This window comes from Vallitalea okinawensis (assembly GCF_002964605.1).
GTDB classification, from domain to species: domain Bacteria; phylum Bacillota; class Clostridia; order Lachnospirales; family PQDH01; genus Vallitalea_A; species Vallitalea_A okinawensis.
Genome location: NZ_PQDH01000005.1, coordinates 150,459 through 170,206 on the forward strand (window position 1 = coordinate 150,459; position 19,748 = coordinate 170,206).

13 protein-coding genes and 1 other annotated feature (1 of these 14 only partly in view) are annotated in these 19,748 nt (G+C 36.8%); all 13 genes read right to left on the reverse strand.

The window, feature by feature from the left end; all coding sequences use genetic code 11:
* Positions 1-38: 38 nt before the first annotated feature.
* On the reverse strand, positions 39-1,397 hold the full coding sequence (locus tag C1Y58_RS15145) for a GntP family permease (RefSeq protein WP_105616924.1): 1,359 nt from the start codon (positions 1,395-1,397) through the stop codon (positions 39-41).
* Positions 1,398-1,521: 124 nt separating this feature from the next.
* The gene (locus tag C1Y58_RS15150; RefSeq protein ID WP_105616925.1) at positions 1,522-2,673 is read right to left on the reverse strand and encodes a glycerate kinase family protein; all 1,152 of its coding nucleotides are present in this window, start codon (positions 2,671-2,673) and stop codon (positions 1,522-1,524) included.
* A gap of 182 nt (positions 2,674-2,855) precedes the next feature.
* Positions 2,856-4,025 carry a CdaR family transcriptional regulator gene (locus C1Y58_RS15155; RefSeq protein ID WP_105616926.1) on the reverse strand — a complete coding sequence of 390 codons (1,170 nt, stop codon included), beginning with the start codon at positions 4,023-4,025 and terminating at the stop codon, positions 2,856-2,858.
* A gap of 242 nt (positions 4,026-4,267) precedes the next feature.
* Entirely contained in the window at positions 4,268-5,461 is a 1,194-nt protein-coding gene (gene tuf / locus C1Y58_RS15160; protein WP_105616927.1) for an elongation factor Tu, read from the reverse strand.
* Positions 5,462-5,732: 271 nt separating this feature from the next.
* Positions 5,733-7,817: an elongation factor G gene (gene fusA / locus C1Y58_RS15165; protein WP_105616928.1), complete on the reverse strand. Its 2,085-nt coding sequence runs from the start codon at positions 7,815-7,817 to the stop codon at positions 5,733-5,735.
* Positions 7,818-7,988: 171 nt separating this feature from the next.
* Complete coding sequence (gene rpsG, locus C1Y58_RS15170; protein WP_170311610.1) at positions 7,989-8,459, reverse strand: 30S ribosomal protein S7; 471 nt, start codon at positions 8,457-8,459, stop codon at positions 7,989-7,991.
* Positions 8,460-8,609: 150 nt separating this feature from the next.
* Positions 8,610-9,023, reverse strand: coding sequence for a 30S ribosomal protein S12 (gene rpsL / locus C1Y58_RS15175; RefSeq protein ID WP_105616930.1), 414 nt, complete (start codon positions 9,021-9,023; stop codon positions 8,610-8,612).
* A gap of 18 nt (positions 9,024-9,041) precedes the next feature.
* Positions 9,042-9,302: a ribosomal L7Ae/L30e/S12e/Gadd45 family protein gene (locus C1Y58_RS15180; RefSeq protein WP_242985410.1), complete on the reverse strand. Its 261-nt coding sequence runs from the start codon at positions 9,300-9,302 to the stop codon at positions 9,042-9,044.
* Between the two features lie 115 nt (positions 9,303-9,417).
* Positions 9,418-10,152, reverse strand: coding sequence for a copper homeostasis protein CutC (locus C1Y58_RS15185; protein ID WP_105616931.1), 735 nt, complete (start codon positions 10,150-10,152; stop codon positions 9,418-9,420).
* A 564-nt stretch (positions 10,153-10,716) separates the two neighbouring features.
* On the reverse strand, positions 10,717-14,271 hold the full coding sequence (rpoC, locus tag C1Y58_RS15190; protein ID WP_105616932.1) for a DNA-directed RNA polymerase subunit beta': 3,555 nt from the start codon (positions 14,269-14,271) through the stop codon (positions 10,717-10,719).
* A gap of 18 nt (positions 14,272-14,289) precedes the next feature.
* A complete protein-coding gene (gene rpoB / locus C1Y58_RS15195; RefSeq protein WP_105616933.1) occupies positions 14,290-18,141 on the reverse strand; it encodes a DNA-directed RNA polymerase subunit beta in 3,852 nt (1,283 codons plus the stop codon).
* A gap of 538 nt (positions 18,142-18,679) precedes the next feature.
* The gene (gene rplL / locus C1Y58_RS15200) at positions 18,680-19,051 is read right to left on the reverse strand and encodes a 50S ribosomal protein L7/L12 (protein WP_105616934.1); all 372 of its coding nucleotides are present in this window, start codon (positions 19,049-19,051) and stop codon (positions 18,680-18,682) included.
* Positions 19,052-19,113: 62 nt separating this feature from the next.
* Complete coding sequence (gene rplJ, locus C1Y58_RS15205; protein WP_105616935.1) at positions 19,114-19,602, reverse strand: 50S ribosomal protein L10; 489 nt, start codon at positions 19,600-19,602, stop codon at positions 19,114-19,116.
* Positions 19,603-19,671: 69 nt separating this feature from the next.
* Positions 19,672-19,748, reverse strand: a sequence feature (ribosomal protein L10 leader region); it runs 79 nt beyond the window's last position.

Below are 19,748 nucleotides of genomic sequence, written 5' to 3' on the forward strand. Positions count from 1 at the left end.
ATATAGATAAATCTACATGGGTTATTAATCAATTCTATCTATACAAATATCAAAGTCAATACGGCAACGAAAGCCATTGTTACAATACCTTGAATAAGTGTGGCCATTGTTTGAGATTTATAGGCTGTCGAAACATCCATGCCACTAAATTCTGCTACTACCCAGAAGAAACTATCGTTAGCATGAGATACAGTCATAGCACCTGCCCCTATTGCCATGACAGTTAAGACACTACCCATAGTAGAATCTAACCCTAGGCTACCTAATAATGGCGCAATTAATGCTGATGTTGTTACTAATGCTACCGTAGAAGAACCTTGAGCTGTCTTCAATGCCGCTGCTATAATAAATGGTACAAATATTCCCAAATGAAGTGTAGATAAAGAAGCGCCTAAATACTCACCGATATTTGTAGCCTTAAGAACTGCTCCTAAAGCTCCACCTGCTCCAGTAACCATGATAATAATGGCTGCATTCTTCAAGCCTTCATTGACCCATCCAGTTAATGTATCCTCATTAAGATGAGGTAATAAGAACAAGGATAGGAAAAAACCAATCATCAAAGCGTTTACTGGCTTACCTAAGAAAGCAAAAAGAGTATACATAGAACCTTCACCCATAGGCATGGTTGGAAAAGATGCTACTGATCCTAGTGCAATTAAAATAATAGGTATAAAAATAGGTGCAAAGGCCTTCCATGCTGAAGGTAATTTGCCATATTGCTTTTTAATTTCTTCATAAGACATAGTTAGCTTCTCATCGTCTTCAGCAGAACGATATCTCTTTCCAGCTACTTTCGCCCATACATAACCAGCAATCATACCAACAATTGCCACAAAGATACCTACAACGATCACTAAACCTAATTGGTTTTCTAGGCCTAAATTACCTGCTGCTGCAATAGGACCTGGTGTAGGAGGTACAAATGTATGTGTTGCATATAGTCCTGTAGCTAAAGCTATGGACATCATAACAGATGACTGTCCTGTACGTTTAGCTAAGGATTTCTTCAATGAAGAAAGTATAACGTATCCTGAGTCACAAAATACTGGAATAGAAACAATGTATCCAATAATACTCATAGCTAATCCAGGATGCTTTTCTCCAACTACTTTAAGAACTGTATCAGCCATAGTGATGGCTGCCCCAGACTTCTCTAGAATAGTTCCTATAATGGTACCAAGTAAGATTACAATACCGATATACCCAAGTATACCACCAAAACCATTTCTAATGGTTGAGCCTATTTCAAGAACAGGCATGCCAGCAGCAAATGCTATACCATAAGCAGCTAATAAAAGTGAAATAAATGGATGAACCTTAAACTTTGATGTAGCTAATACTATAAATAGTATCCCCACGATAAGTATTAGAATAAGAATTGGTCCGTCAACCATAGTGTAACTCCCCCTTTATGTATAAGTGGCAATGCCACTTTTTTTAATTAAGGTATAATGTTGATTATTACACCTTATATATGATGCAGAAATCATAGATCCTGCTTCATCTTCCCCTCATGCGTTACTTCAACTCGTCTTTGCCAATCATCCATAATTTTAGAACTCTTTGTGCAGTTTCATAGAGATAACTATCTGCATTTGCCATGGCTTGATCTAATGTACGTGGTCCAGGTACTATACTAAATATACTCGTCAACCCACAATCATAAACCATTTCAGCACCATCACCAATATTACCCACAAAGGCAATACAAGGAACTCCATATTTCTTTGCTAAAGCAGATACTCCAGCAGGTAATTTACCATTAATCGTTTGGTGATTCATTTCACCTTCCCCTGTGATAACTAAATCCACTTTTTCATTTCTTAATATTTCTTCTAAACCACTATGCGCTTGTATAATGTCAAAACCAGGTCTTAATTCAGCGCCAAGGAAAGCCATTAATCCAGCTCCTAATCCCCCTGCCGCACCAGCACCAGGTGTATCTGCAATCATTAGTCCTAGATCTGTCTGAATAATATCTGCATAATGCCTTAGCGCTTGGTCCATCCAAATCACTTCATCATGCTTCGCGCCCTTCTGCGGACCATATACGAATGAAGCGCCGTTTGGACCGCATAAAGGATTATTGACATCACATGCAACTATTATTTTTATTGCAGTAACCTCTTTTGCTACTTGATCCTTTTTAATAGATGCTAACTTTGCAATACCTTTTGCACCCCAAGGTATGTCTTCCCCTTGGTCATCCAACAGATTAAATCCAAGCGCTTGTAACATTCCAGCTCCACCATCATTAGTTGCACTTCCTCCGATACCAAGGATAATCTCTTGGCAACCTTCGGCAATTACTGTCTTAATCAGCTCTCCTGTTCCATAAGTGGTTGTTATTAAAGGGTTTCTTTCTGCTTGTGGAACTAAAGGTAAACCAGAAGCACTGGCCATCTCAATAACAGCTGTACTTTCATTGCCTAAAATACCATATTGTGCAACAACTGTCTTGCCTGATGGTCCCGTTACAGTAGCTTCTTTAATCTTACCACCAGTATTATAGGTAAGGGCTTCAACTGTACCTTCTCCTCCATCTGCCAAAGGTACTTTATGGACAGTGGCGTCTTTATCTAATTCAAGAATTGTTTTTTCAACTATATTGCAAAATCCTTCAGCGGATATGCTTCCCTTAAATGAATCCGGGGCTATTACAATATTCATCCTATTCTCCTTCACTTCTTTGTTTTTATAATTTGATACTATTAATTTATTTAATCCGTACTAAAAGCATGTAAGAAGTTCAATTTTATAACTTGTTTTCTTACAATTATACGCTACTCACCTGAAAATTATCTTGCACTAACTCCATAAAAAAAATCAAAATAATTGTACTGATAGCACAATTATTTTGATTGATCAACACCATATAATTTAATGTACATAACAAGCAGCCAAAGAAATTGCCGATCCTCTTCATTATTAAAGGGGTCAATTCCAAAAAGCTCTTTAATTTTCTTCATTCGGAAATTCATTGTATTACGATGGATATATAGTCGATCAGCTGCTTCCTTGATACACATATTACTTTCTACAAGACTTAGGACAGTTTTTAGCAGCTGTTCATCTTCTGATAATAGTAAGTACTTCTCCTTAAGAAAATGATCCATATACTCCTGAGGTACTCTTGATATTAAGTATTCAAATTGAAAGTCTTCTGAGAAAACAAGTGTGCTATCAGCTATAAAATTCTTAACTGCACCTGCTTCTTCATAGCCTTTCTGAAGACCTAAAATTCCTTCATGATAAGTTCCTACAACAATGTTCCATACTAATGGGTACTTCATTTGAACACTTTGATAAATCTCATCAGCATATTTCTGCATAGCTTCTCTATATTCTTCTATATGAAATATACTTTTAAATATAATGATCTCATTAACATTGATATAGGCTGAAATATCTTCTTTACTATGGAGGTTCGATTCTTTAATAAGGGATAATATATTGTTACGAATATTCGCTGAGGTGTACAGTGGCGAGGTCTTTGATAGAGCTCTTATATTGTGCAAGGATATGAGACATACAACTCTTGGTATATCCATGTTATAGCCTAATCTTGTCCCCCATTGCTTGATTTCCCCTACTTCCTCTTCATTGATATTCAATAAACGATTAATAAAAAAAGTCTTTTGACTTTGGTGGGAGAAAATTCTTTCCTTTAAGAATTCCTGATCTAGCATAACTTCTGTAGCCATTCGAACTAATTCCGCTGCGTTTTGTATTTCATCAGGATCCCCAGTAATACCGATAACACCAGCTAATTGTTCTTTAAAAAAGAAAGGCATATTGATTCCAGCTTTAACCCCTTTGTAATGAACTTCATCATCTCTATAGATAACCATGGTCTTGTTTTGCTTAATGACTTCTTTGGCGATGGTATGGTAAGTACCCACTCGTTCTTGATTACCACTTGCAATGATGATACCTTCATCGTTCATGATATTAATGTTATAACCTAGATTATCCATGATTTTATCCACTAACTTCTGTGCTAATTGTTGATTAATGACCATCGTTTCTCACCCACCCTTATCAAGTACACGACATATGTATAAAACTTTCTATATTAGGGCTAAATTAAGAATTAAATTATAGCAATGCTAATTTAACCTACTCATTTAACGAAAGAATACTATTAACCATTAGTATGAGCTTTATTAAATGTTATCTATAGTATATCATAAATACGCACTAAAAAACCCGCTTAGAAAAATCTAAGCGGGTTGATTATTTAAGGTAATTGACTTAACTAAAATTACTCGATAATTTCAGCTACAGTACCAGCACCTACAGTTCTACCACCTTCACGGATAGCGAAACGTAAACCTTGTTCCATCGCGATTGGAGCGATTAACTCAATTTCCATTTCTACATTATCGCCAGGCATACACATTTCAGTACCTTCTGGTAATTGGATTACACCAGTTACGTCAGTTGTTCTGAAATAGAATTGAGGTCTATAGTTGTTGAAGAATGGAGTATGACGTCCACCCTCATCTTTACTTAATACGTAAACTTGACCTTTGTATTTTGTATGTGGAGTAATTGAACCAGGCTTAGCTAAAACTTGACCTCTTTCAATATCATCTCTTTGAACACCACGAAGTAACGCACCAATGTTATCACCAGCTTGACCTTCGTCTAATAATTTACGGAACATTTCTACTCCTGTACAAACTACTTTTCTTGATTCTTCAACGATACCAACGATTTCAATTTCATCAGATACGTGAAGAACACCACGCTCAATTCTACCAGTTGCAACAGTACCACGACCAGTGATTGAGAATACGTCCTCTACAGGCATAAGGAATGGTTTGTCAACATCTCTTTCTGGAGCTGGGATGTAAGCATCAACTTCAGCCATTAATTCTAAGATTTTGTCGCCCCACTCTGAACTTGGGTCTTCTAATGCTTTTAAAGCAGAACCGATAACGATAGGAGTATCGTCACCTGGGAATTCATACTCAGATAATAATTCTCTGATTTCCATTTCTACTAATTCAATTAACTCTTCATCGTCTACCATATCAGCTTTGTTTAAGAAAACAACGATGTAAGGTACACCTACCTGACGAGATAATAAGATATGCTCACGAGTTTGAGGCATTGGACCATCAGCTGCAGAACATACTAAGATAGCACCGTCCATTTGAGCAGCACCAGTGATCATGTTTTTAACGTAGTCAGCATGGCCTGGGCAGTCAACGTGTGCGTAGTGACGATTTTCAGTTTCGTACTCAACGTGTGCAGTAGAGATAGTGATACCACGCTCTCTCTCTTCTGGAGCTTTATCGATATTTTCGAATGCAACAGCTTCACCAGTACCTAATCTTTTGTGTAAAGTGTAAGTAATTGCTGCTGTTAAAGTTGTTTTACCATGGTCAACGTGACCGATAGTACCAATGTTAACATGTGGTTTATTTCTTTCAAACTTAGCTTTTGCCATTATGAAATTCCTCCTTCTTTTACTCTATAATCGGGATAAAATCCCTAATTTTCTTGTAAGTAATCGCTTCAATCTTCATTATATTTTATTACCAGTAATTTTGCAAGTGTTTTTATAGATAAAAAGCACTTATTTCCTTAAGATTAAAGAGATTTGGACGTCAATCAATACTATTGACTGACTAGATATAAATCTATCATCAAGTGATGGTTTAGCAAACTACAAAGTAGCTTACTAAATGCCTTCACTTTTTAGTAATGAAATAAGGTAATTATTCACCTTTATTGTTAACTACTTTTTCTTGAATACTCTTTGGAGCTTGCTCGTAGCTATTGAACTCCATTGAATATTGCCCTCTACCTTGTGTTTTAGAACGAAGGTCAGTTGCGTAACCAAACATTTCTGCTAAAGGTACATAACCATGGATAAGTTGTGCACCATTTCTTGGTTCCATACCATCGATTCTACCACGACGTGAGTTAATGTCACCAATAACGTCACCCATGTAATCTTCAGGTACAATAACGTCAACTTTCATGATTGGCTCTAATAATACTGAAGATCCTTTTCTCATAGCTTCTTTAAATGCCATTGAACCAGCAATTTTGAAAGCCATTTCAGATGAATCCACATCATGGTAAGAACCATCATAACATTCAGCTTTAACACCTAATACAGGGTAACCTGCTAAGATACCACTTTGCATTGCTTCTTGAATACCGTTATCAACAGCTGGAACGTATTCTCTTGGAATAGCACCACCAACAATTTTATTAACGAATTCATAAAGGTGTTCACCATTGGCATCCATAGGCTCAAAACGTACCTTACAGTGACCGTATTGACCTCTACCACCTGATTGACGTACAAACTTACCTTCTACATCAACAGCTTTACCAAGGGTTTCTTTATATGCAACCTGTGGAGCACCTACGTTAGCTTCAACTTTGAACTCTCTTAATAAACGATCAACGATGATTTCAAGGTGAAGTTCACCCATACCTTCGATAATTGTTTGACCCGTTTCAGAGTCAGTGAAAGTTCTAAATGTTGGATCCTCTTCAGCTAATTTAGCTAAAGCAATACCCATTTTTTCTTGACCAGCTTTTGTTTTAGGCTCAATAGCTACAGAGATAACTGGCTCTGGGAATACCATTGATTCTAAGATAACTGGATTTTTCTCATCACAAAGAGTATCACCAGTTGTAGTCAATTTTAAACCAACCGCAGCTGCGATATCCCCTGAGTATACTTTGTCGATTTCTTCACGCTTATTAGCATGCATTTGAAGAATACGACCTACACGCTCTTTTTTATTCTTAACAGAGTTAAGAACATAAGAACCTGAGTTAAGTGTACCTGAGTAAACTCTGAAGAATGCTAATTTACCAACGAATGGGTCAGCCATGATTTTGAATGCTAAAGCAGAAAAAGGCTCTTCGTCTGAAGATGGTCTTTCTACTTCTTCATCTGAATCTGGTAATGTACCTTTAATAGCTGGTACGTCTGTTGGAGCTGGTAAATATTCGATAACATTATCCAATAATTTTTGTACACCTTTATTTTTATAAGCTGAACCGCACATAACTGGAATAATCTGTACGTTGATTACAGCTTCACGAAGTGCTTTTTTAAGATCTGCTACAGGAATCTCTTCCCCTTCTAAATAAAGCATCATTAAATCTTCGTTTGTTTCACAAATTGCTTCAATCATTACTTCATGGTATTCATCAGCTTGATCTTGCATATCTGCTGGAATCTCTTCTTCAGAAATTTCTTGACCAAGGTCATCTTTATAGATATAGGCTCTCATTGTCATTAAATCAATGATACCTATGAAATCATCTTCTGCACCAATTGGTAACTGAATTGGTATTGCATTAGCACCAAGACGATCTTTCATCATTTCAACTGCGTTAAAGAAGTCCGCACCCATGATATCCATTTTATTAACGAATGCCATACGAGGAACGCTATAACGGTCAGCTTGACGCCATACTGTCTCAGATTGAGGCTCAACCCCACCCTTTGCACAGAATACACCAACTGATGAGTCAAGTACACGTAAAGAACGCTCTACTTCTACTGTAAAGTCAACGTGTCCTGGTGTGTCAATGATATTGATTCTATTATCAGACCATTGGCATGTAGTTGCCGCAGAAGTGATTGTAATACCTCTTTCTTGTTCTTGTTCCATCCAGTCCATTTGAGCCGCACCTTCATGAGTCTCCCCAATCTTGTGAGTTCTACCTGTATAGAATAAGATACGTTCAGTTAAAGTCGTTTTACCAGCATCAATATGAGCCATGATACCGATATTTCTTGTTCTCTCTAAAGGAAACGCTCTACCTGCCATGATATCCTCCTTAAGTTTTATCAATATTGTGTAGTATGTGATGTAGGATTATGCTTTATGCAAGATATTACATCTTTTCAACAGAATAACATCTATTATCCTGATTAAGACGCTAAGGTGTATAACCTTAACGTCTTATATATAAACACTATATTATAAACACGGTGATTATTACCATCTATAATGTGCGAAAGCTTTGTTAGCTTCTGCCATTTTATGTGTATCTTCTTTCTTCTTAACAGATGCGCCAGTGTTGTTAGCAGCATCCATAAGTTCGCTAGCTAAACGATCAACCATAGTTCTTTCTCCACGCTTACGTGAATATAATGTTAACCAACGTAAACCTAATGTTTGTCTACGGTCTGGTCTAACTTCCATTGGAACTTGGTAAGTAGCACCACCGACACGGCGAGCTTTTACTTCTAAAACTGGCATGATGTTTTCCATAGCCTCTTCAAAGACCTCTACTGCATCTTTGCCTGTTTTTTCAGCAATCTTTTCGAAAGCTCCGTATACAACTTTTTGTGCTGTACCTTTTTTACCGTCTAACATAATATTATTAATTAATTTAGTCACTACCTTGTTGTTGTAAACTGGATCAGGTAGTACATCTCTTTTTTGAATATGTCCTTTACGTGGCACGATTCTTCCCTCCTTAATCATATTGAATTAAATCTTCGGTACTCGAGCATAACTGATTACCCGTATGTGCCGGTACTGATCTATAATCATCTGCAACCTCAGGCTGCCCTTAGGCCGTACCTGGCACCAACCTTGAATAATAAAGACTTATTATTTTTTAGGTCTTTTTGCACCGTATTTTGAACGAGCTTGTTTACGGTCAGCTACACCAGCAGTATCTAAAGTACCACGCACGATGTGATAACGAACCCCTGGTAAGTCTTTGATTCTACCACCACGAATAAGAACAACACTATGCTCTTGTAAGTTATGGCCTTCACCTGGGATATACGCAGTTACTTCGATACCATTAGTAAGACGTACTCTGGCAATTTTACGTAACGCAGAGTTCGGTTTTTTAGGTGTGTCTGTTTTAACAGCTGTACAAACACCTCTCTTAAATGGTGCTGATGTATCCGTGCTCTTCTTACGTAAGGAGTTGAAACCTTTGTTAAGCGCAGGAGCTGTTGATTTTTTTCCTTGAGATTTTCTACCTTTTCTTACTAACTGGTTAAAAGTTGGCATTAATGGGCACCTCCTTCATTATTCATTAATTAGTGCAGCGGTTGCAGTTTTCACTTCAACATTGCATGCTTTGCCTAATTCTGTCATACTATCAACATACTCTATTCGTATACTGTTAGCTCTAGCTACTGTAGTGACGCGCTCTTTAACTTGTGTTACAGCATCTTGTGCAACAAAAACCAAATAGGCTTCACCACTGTTTACAGCTTTAATAGTTTGTTTCAAACCAACAGTTTTAGGCTGTGTCATTAAATCTTGCAGCATATGTCCGTTGATCATTATCCATAGGATAATCTCGTGATCAACTTCCTCCCTTCAAGATGTACTAAATTGCACACTTGCAAATTCTATCACTATAGCAGCCAAATGTCAAGTACTATCTCGAAAAAATAAGCTATTTTACAATTTTTTCATCTAACTCTTTTATTATTTTAACAATTTCTGTGTCTGTTATGTAAATTGGTTGATGCTTCTTGCCCTGTAACCCTACATCTACTTTGAGATTAGGACTTTTCTTTTCTTCTACTTTCTTTGCAGAAAAATGGATAAAATCAGCTGTAGTTTCTTGCTTTATCTCCATAAAATTGTCTGTGGTTATACCTGCACCAGGCATAATTGATATACGCCCATTTGCTAACCTCACCAGTTCCTTGATTAATTCTTTTCCTTCATAAGCATTGCTCATTTGTCCCGATGTTAAGATACAGTCAACTCCTAGATTAATCAGTTCCTCTAAGCAAAGTTCTGGACTCTGTACTTGATCAAAGGCGCGATGAAAGGTAATATATGTTGGTTTAGCTACCTCAATCAAACGCTTTAAAGCTCTTTTATCAAGATAACCTTCCTTATCTAATGCACCAATAACAAACCCATCAGCTCCATGTGCTTTAAAGAGTTTGATATCTTCAATCATCTCAAGGATCTCTTCCTCAGAATAAACAAAATCCCCATATCGAGGTCTTATGAGTATATGACAAGGTATATCATAGTGTTCTTTGATAAGACGCAGTAATCCAATGGATGGAGTCGTTCCTCCAATCACAAGATTATGGCATACCTCCAGTCTATCAGCTCCACCTTCAACAGCATTCCTAGCCGACTTAAAAGAATCAATGCAAACTTCTATCATAATGGTTTAGCCCCCTTACACGCTAAAATACTTGTCCCTAATGTGATCTCATCTCTACTATTATACCACTTATTTACATCACATGTGCATGAAACATGTCCAGCTATGAATATTTCCTATTGAATAAATTTTTACAACTCATAACTCTTCTTAACCGTACTTCTTTTAACTAAAGTAGCTTTCTTACTTAGTTTTTCGCTTCTTTCTACTACTAAAGAAGCATACAGTAGGCGTAGCCAGTGGTACATGAACGTACCACTCAAACCATTTAAGACAGGACGTCTTACTGGTTTGCGAAACCTATTGTATGCTTCTTGATGTTACTGTAAACACACCCCAGTTTTGCAAAAGAAGCATATAGCAGGTGTAGCTGGTGGTACATGGACGTACCACCCAAACCATTTAAGACAGGACGTCTTATTGGTTTGCATCACCTGTTATATGCTTCTTACTATCCTACCTAGCAATAAAACATATAGTAGGTATAACAAGCGGTACATGGACGTACCGCCCAAACCATTTAAGACAGGAGGTCTTATTGGTTTGTGTTACCTACTATATGTTTTATAATTCTTCGCTATATTCATGAATCATTGGTTGATTCTTTTCAACACCAACCCTTTGGTATTTATTCATTCCTGTACCTGCTGGAATAAGTTTACCAATAATAACGTTCTCTTTAAGACCGATTAGTGGATCAACCTTACCTTTGATAGCAGCTTCAGTTAATACTCGTGTTGTTTCTTGGAAAGATGCAGCGGATAAGAAACTATCTGTTGCAAGAGAAGCTTTTGTTATACCTAATAGAGCTCTCTTACCTTCTGCAGGCTCTTTACCTTCTGCAGCCATCTCTTCATTTACATCATCAAACACTAAGTAGTCAACTAGGCTACCTGGTAATAGTGTTGTATCACCATTTTCCTCTATCTTAACACGTTTAAGCATTTGGCGACAGATAACTTCGATATGTTTATCGTTGATATCAACACCCTGTAAACGGTATACACGTTGAACTTCTTGAGTCATATAATCTTGAACTGCTTGCAATCCCTTAATCTTAAGGATATCATGAGGATTGACACTACCTTCTGTTAATTCATCTCCAGCTTCTAATACATCTCCATCCATAACTTTGATTCTAGAACCATATGGTATCAGATAAGCTTTAGACTCGCCAGTTTCATCATTCGTGATGACAACCTCTCGTTTTTTCCTTGTATCATTTATAGCAACAGTACCACCAAATTCAGCAATAATTGCTAAACCTTTTGGTTTACGTGCTTCAAATAACTCTTCAACCCTTGGTAAACCTTGTGTAATATCATCACCGGCAATACCACCTGTATGGAAGGTACGCATTGTAAGCTGCGTTCCTGGCTCACCGATAGATTGAGCAGCAATAATACCTACAGATTCGCCTACACGTACTTCTTCACCATTAGCCATATTAGCACCGTAGCATTTAGCACATACACCAATTTTTGAACGACAGTTCAATACGTTACGAATATGCACTTTCTTAATACCTGAGTCAACAATTTTTTTGGCTTTTGGTGGAGATATCATTGTATCAGCTTTAACTAATACTTCGTCTGTTTTTGGATGACGAATTTCATCAACAGACCAACGTCCAGCAATTCTTTCTTCTAATGGTTCAATTACTTCTTGACCATCCATAAAGGCTTTAACCCAAGTTCCTGATACAGAATCTTTACCATGAGAACAGTCAAGCTCTCTGATAATTACATCCTGAGATACGTCTACAAGACGTCTTGTCAAGTAACCTGAATCGGCTGTTCTTAACGCTGTATCAGCAAGACCTTTACGAGCACCATGGGCTGAGTTGAAGTACTCAAGTACATCAAGACCTTCACGGAAGTTAGATTTGATTGGTAATTCAATGATACGACCTGATGCAGATGCCATCAGACCACGCATACCAGCTAACTGTTTGATCTGGTCATTAGAACCACGGGCACCGGAGTGAGCCATCATATAAATATTATTATACTTACCTAAGCCTGCCAATAAGGCTTTAGTAATCTTATCATTTGTTTCATTCCATGTTGCTACAACTTTTTGATAACGTTCTTCATTAGTCATAAGACCACGTTTGAACATCTTAATGATTTTCTCAACTTTTTTATCAGCTTCTTCTAAGAAACCTTCTTTTTCAGGAGGTACTTCCATGTCAGAAACGGATACAGTTAAAGCACCTTTTGTCGAGAACTTAAAGCCTAATGACTTAATGTTATCAAGAACAGAAGCTGTTTTTGTAACACCATGTACGTTAATTGATCTCTCTAAGATTTGCTTTAATTGTTTCTTACCAGCTAAGAAATCTACTTCATAAAGAAGTTGATCTTCTTTTGTTTTTCTTTCCACAAAACCTAAATCTTGTGGAATAGCTTCATTAAAGATAATACGTCCTACAGTGGTCTCAATGATTTTTGAAATAAGTTCACCATCGATTTCCATAACTCTTCTTACTTTAACTCTAGCATGAAGTGTTACTTCAAAGTTATCATAAGCTAAAATAGCTTCATTTTCATCCTTAAAGATTCTTCCTTCACCTTTTTCGCCTTCTTTATCAAGAGTTAGATAGTAAATACCTAGAACCATATCCTGAGAAGGTACAGCAACAGGTGCACCATCAGAAGGTTTCAATAAGTTATTAGGTGCAAGAAGTAAGAAACGACATTCTGCTTGAGCTTCTACTGATAACGGTACGTGAACCGCCATTTGGTCACCATCGAAGTCGGCATTGTAAGCTGTACATACTAATGGGTGTAAGCGGATAGCTTTACCTTCCACTAATGTAGGCTCGAATGCTTGAATACCAAGACGGTGAAGAGTAGGAGCACGGTTAAGCATAACAGGATGCTCTTTAATAACTTCTTCTAAGACATCCCAAACTTCTGATTGAAGTCTCTCTACCATTCTTTTTGCAGATTTAATGTTATGAGCTAAATCATCTTCAACAAGTCTTTTCATAACGAAAGGTTTGAAAAGCTCAATAGCCATTTCTTTTGGTAAACCACATTGGTAGATCTTTAAGTCAGGACCTACAACGATAACAGAACGACCTGAATAGTCAACACGCTTACCAAGTAAGTTCTGACGGAAACGACCTTGCTTACCTTTTAACATATCAGATAATGATTTAAGCGGTCTATTACCTGGACCAGTAACTGGACGACCTCTTCTACCGTTATCGATTAATGCATCTACTGCTTCTTGAAGCATACGCTTTTCATTTCTTACAATGATATCAGGCGCTCCAAGATCAAGTAATCTCTTAAGACGGTTATTTCTATTAATAACCCTTCTGTATAAGTCATTTAAATCAGATGTAGCAAAACGTCCACCATCTAATTGAACCATAGGTCTTAAATCAGGTGGTATAACTGGAATAACATCTAAGATCATCCAATCCGGTCTATTACCTGATTTTAAGAATGCTTCAATGACTTCTAATCTTTTAATGATTCTAACACGCTTTTGACCTACTGTCTCAGCAAGTTCCTTTTTCAAGTCAACTGATTGCTTTTCTAAATCAATATCAGCAAGTAATTGTTTAACGGCTTCAGCACCCATGCCTGCTTTAAAAGTATTACCATACTTATCATAAGCATCTCTAAATTCTTTTTCAGTAAGCAATTGCTTGTATTGTAATGCTGTCTCACCAGGATGTAATACAATGTAAGATGCAAAGTATAATACTTTCTCTAGAGCACGTGGTGACAAGTCAAGAATTAAACCCATGCGGCTTGGAATACCTTTGAAATACCAAATGTGGGATACAGGGGCCGCAAGTTCAATATGCCCCATTCTTTCCCTTCTTACTTTAGATTTAGTTACTTCAACGCCACAACGATCACAGACTACACCTTTATAACGAATTCTCTTGTATTTACCACAGTGACATTCCCAGTCTTTGCTAGGACCGAAAATTCTTTCACAGAATAAACCATCTTTCTCAGGCTTCAAGGTTCTATAGTTAATGGTTTCTGGCTTTTTAACTTCACCGCGAGACCATTCACGTATTTTGTTAGGAGAAGCTAAACCTATCTGTATTGCATCAAAAGCAATCGATTTTTCCATATTTTGCATTGGCATTTTGTAGGCACCCCTTCCTTAATCTTCATCATCAAATAATGGTTCGTCGCTAATGCTAAATCCATCGTCAAAGTCCAAATCGAATTCATCTACATCATCAAAGTTTTGACCTTCACCTTCAGGTCTTGCCCCCTGCTGTTGTGGATAATCCTTCTTTGCATCTGGACCATCTTCTGTACCTTCAATATTAACGTTCAAATCATCAACATCATCAACATTTTCTTTGATAGCAACTTCATCATTTTCATTTGATAAAACGCGAACATCTAATGCTAACGACTGTAATTCTTTTAATAATACTTTAAAGGATTCTGGTACACCAGGTTCTGGGATATTTTCACCTTTAACAATTGCTTCATAAGTCTTAACACGACCTACAACGTCATCAGACTTAACTGTAAGGATCTCCTGAAGAGTATACGCAGCACCATATGCTTCAAGTGCCCATACCTCCATCTCACCAAAACGCTGTCCACCGAATTGTGCCTTACCACCTAATGGCTGTTGAGTTACTAATGAGTAAGGACCAGTTGAACGAGCATGAATTTTATCATCTACTAAGTGGTGAAGTTTCAAGTAGTGCATGTAACCAACTGTTACACGGCTATCGAAGTATTCACCATTACGTCCATCTCGTAATGATACTTTACCATCTCTTGAAAGTGGAACATCCTTCCATTCTTCACGATGGTCTTTATTTTCTTCAAGGTACTCTAATACATCTGGATGTAAGTCAGCACCATATTTATCTACAAAATCTTCCCATGGCGTATTGACATAATCATTAGCCATTTCAAGTGTATCCATAATATCATTCTCATGTGCACCATCAAACACTGGCGTTGCAATCTTAATGCCTAGAGCTTTAGCTGCTAAACCTAAATGCACTTCTAAGACCTGACCAATATTCATACGTGATGGTACGCCTAACGGATTAAGAACGATATCAAGTGGGCGACCATTTGGCAAGAATGGCATATCTTCAGCTGGTAGAATACGTGAGATAACACCCTTGTTACCATGACGACCCGCCATTTTATCACCAACAGAGATTTTTCTCTTATGAGCGATATAACAACGAACAAGTTGGTTAACACCTGGTGGTAATTCATCTCCGTTTTCACGAGTAAAGACTCTAACGTCTACGATAATACCAGATTCACCATGAGGTACTCTTAAAGAAGTATCTCTAACTTCTCTTGCTTTTTCACCAAAGATCGCTCTTAATAAACGCTCTTCAGCAGTAAGTTCTGTTTCACCTTTAGGTGTAACTTTACCTACCATGATATCTCCTGAACGTACTTCGGCACCAATACGAATAATACCTCTCTCATCAAGGTCTTTAAGAGCATCGTCACCTACATTAGGAATATCACGTGTAATTTCTTCAGGACCTAATTTCGTATCCCTTGCTTCTGATTCATATTCTTCTATGTGTAAGGATGTATAAACATCTTCTGCAACTAATCTTTCACTTAAAAGGATCGCATCCTCGAAGTTATAACCTTCCCAAGTCATGAAACCAATTAATGGGTTCTTACCAAGAGCAATCTCACCTTGCCATGTTGAAGGACCATCGGCAATAACTTCACCCTTTTCAACACGGTCACCTTTTTGAACAATTGGTCTTTGGTTGATACATGTACCTTGGTTAGATCTTGTGAACTTTTGAAGTTTATAAACATCTTTATGACCATCTGCAGTTCTAACTACTATTTTTACTGCTGATACGCTTTCAATGACTCCAGGGTTCTTTGCAACGATAACAACACCTGAGTCAACTGCTACCTTGTGTTCCATTCCAGTACCAACAATCGATGAATCAGTAATTAATAATGGTACGGCCTGACGCTGCATGTTGGCACCCATTAAGGCACGGTTAGCATCATCATTCTCAAGGAAAGGAATCATAGATGTTGCCACAGAGAATACTTGCTTAGGAGAAACATCCATTAAATCTAAGGTGTTATAGTCCATCTCAGTGATTTCGCCACTATTTCTACCACCGACACGTTTGTGAACGAAATGTCCATTTTCATCGAGTGGCTCATTAGCTTGGGCAATACGCTTTCCAAGTTCCTCATCAGCCGTAAAGTACTTAACATCAGTAGTTACAACTGGTTCATCACCTGATTTATCAATTAAACGATATGGAGCTTCAATGAAACCATATTCGTTAATTCTAGCATAAGTTGCTAAAGAGTTAATCAAACCAATGTTAGGACCCTCTGGCGTCTCGATAACACACATACGACCATAGTGAGAATGGTGTACGTCACGAACCTCGAAACCAGCTCTCTCTCTCGAAAGACCGCCAGGACCTAGGGCTGATAAACGTCTCTTATTCGTTAATTCAGCAAGTGGATTATTCTGATCCATGAACTGAGATAACTGTGAACTACCAAAGAATTCTTTAATAGCAGCTGTAACAGGTCGAATATTGATTAATGCCTGTGGTGTAACAACTTCTTGATCTTGAATGGTCATTCTTTCACGAACAACTCTTTCAAGTCTTGATAAACCAATTCTAAATTGATTTTGAAGAAGTTCGCCTACAGAACGGATTCTTCTGTTACCTAAATGATCAATATCATCTTTATGTCCCAAACCATACTCTAAGTGAATATTGTAGTTAATAGAAGCCATAATATCTTCAATAGTAATGTGTTTTGGTACAAGTCTACTACTGTTCTTTTTAAGAGCTTCTTTGATATCTTCCATATCATCAAACTCATTTAATATTTCTTCTAATACAGGATAATAAACTTTTTCGTTTATTCCTGCAGCTTTTAATTCTTCATCACTTAACTCTAAATGATATTTAATGTCAACAGCTAAGTTACTTAGAATTTTTAAATTTCTATCATCTTCGGTTTTTACCCATACATAAGGAATACCTGCATTTTGAATCTGATCCGCAAGCTCTTCCGTTACTCTTATGTCCTCTTCAGCTAGGACCTCGCCTGTTGCTTTGTTAATAACTGGTTCCGCAATTCTAAGACCAGTAATTTTTGCTTTTAATGCTAGCTTTTTATTATATTTATAACGTCCAACTCTTGCTAAGTTATAGCGCTTTGAGTCAAAGAACATAGATGTAATAAGACTATCTGCACTGTCAATTGTAGGTGGCTCACCTGGTCGAATCCTTTTATAGACTTCGAGTAAACCTTCTTCTTTTGACTTTGTACTGTCCTTCTCAATAGTAGCCATAATCTTAGGTTCTTCACCAAATAAATCGATGATTTCAGCATCTGTTCCAACACCAAGTGCACGAATAAGTACAGTAACAGGTATTTTTCTAGTACGATCTACACGCACATAGAAAATATCATTAGAATCTGTCTCATATTCTAACCATGCTCCTCTGTTTGGTATAACAGTGGCAGAGAAAAGTCGCTTACCAACTTTATCAAAGTCAATGTTATAGTAAATGCCTGGTGAACGAACGAGCTGGCTGACAATAACACGTTCAGCACCATTAATTATGAAGGTTCCTGTATCAGTCATGAGTGGGAAATCACCCATAAAAATTTCTTGTTCTTTAATTTCATTAGTTTCTTTATTGATTAATCTGACTTTAACCTTAAGAGGAGCTGCAAATGTAGCATCTCTTTCTTTACACTCATCAATTGGGTATTTAGGGTCGCCAGTTAAATCAAAATCAACTAATTCTAGAACAAGATTTCCACTGTAATCAGTGATTGGGGAAATATCATTAAATACTTCCAAAAGTCCTTCGTCTAAAAACCATTGATAGGAGTTCTTTTGAACTTCAAGTAAATTTGGCATATCAAGAACTTCTTTTTTCTTCGCGTAAGACATTCTTACACGCCTACCAACCTTTAGAGGTTTAATCCTATTTTTCTCCATGATACGTTTCACCCCTTGGTTATTTATATTAAAATTACAACATTAAAAACTTTGTAATTTTTTCGTCATCTTTAACAATTTTTTTAAATCATTATTGCAAGTTACTAAAATCTATGTTATGATGACTAATGTAAAGTAATAATTAAGCAACGTAATGCAATATAAAATAATATCACAACGACGTAAACATGTCAAGTAATTTCTATGATAAAATGTGTTTTTTATGCACATTTTTTTTATTTCCAATAATTAATAAATTGGAATGTCGAAAATATAGATATCACATAATTTCTAAACTGTTGATAAAAGTTGCGAAATATACATACAAATTATTTCCAAACTAATGATCTCTTATACCAAAATCAATACAAAACATAACAAATGTATGCAGTCCACCTCTCAACTAGACACAGAAAAGAGAGTATCATGTTAGAAATGGTAGTTTTCTATGCATAGCTCAAAAGTGGTTCAAAACTTTCCCTTTTCAAAACAAAATCTCCTGATAACTCAGGAGATTTTATTTGATTATGGAAAGAGATTATTTTAAAGTTACTTTTGCGCCTACTGCTTCTAATTCTTCTTTTAAAGCTTCAGCTTCTTCTTTAGCTAAACCTTCTTTGAATACTTTAGGAGCACTTTCAACTAAATCTTTAGCTTCTTTTAAGCCTAAGCCAGTTGCACCACGAACTGCTTTGATTACTTTAATTTTTTGTGAACCAGCGTCTGTTAATTCAACGTCGAATTCAGTCTTCTCTTCTGCTGCACCACCTGCTGCAGGACCAGCTACCATAACGCCAGCTGCTGCTGATACACCAAATTCTTCTTCACATGCTGTTACTAATTCATTTAATTCTAGAACAGAAAGTTCTTTAATAGCATCAATGATTTCTTGAGTTGTTAATTTTGCCATTGATCTTACACCTCCGAATAATTTTCAAAAATATTTTTTTAGTTTAATTATTTAATAATATCTTATGCTTCTTCTTTTTCAGCGATTTGCTTAATAACACGAGCAAAGGAAGCCATTGGTGATTGGAAGCTGCCAAGTAAACGAGAAAGTAATTCGTCTCTTGATGGAATAGCAGCAACTGCTTTCATTCCAGCCTCATCATAGTAAACTCCTTCAACTACACCAGCTTTAAATTCTAATGCTTCATATTTCTTAGCAAAATCATTTAAGTTTCTAGGACCTGCTGTTGCATCATCATAAGAAATAGCAATAGCGCTTGGACCTGCTAAGTGTTGTCTTAACTCGTCGAATTGACTATCTTTAAATGCAAAGCTCATCATTGTGTTTTTGAATACTTTGTATTCAACACCAGCTTCTCTTAATGCTTTACGAAGCTCAGTATCTTCTTCTACTGTAAGACCACGGTAGTCTACTAATACTACAGAACTAGCATTGTTTAATTTTTCTTTAATTTCATCAATAACAACTTGTTTTTGTTCTACTTTTGCCACGTTTTCACCTCCATATCCTAGGTAATAACTATCATCCTACATTCTAAAAGCTCAGTGGCATCGAACCACTTCACCATATATAAAACCTCTCCGCCATAGACAGAGAGGTTATTTATTACCTTAAGAAACTTTCCGAAGAAATATCT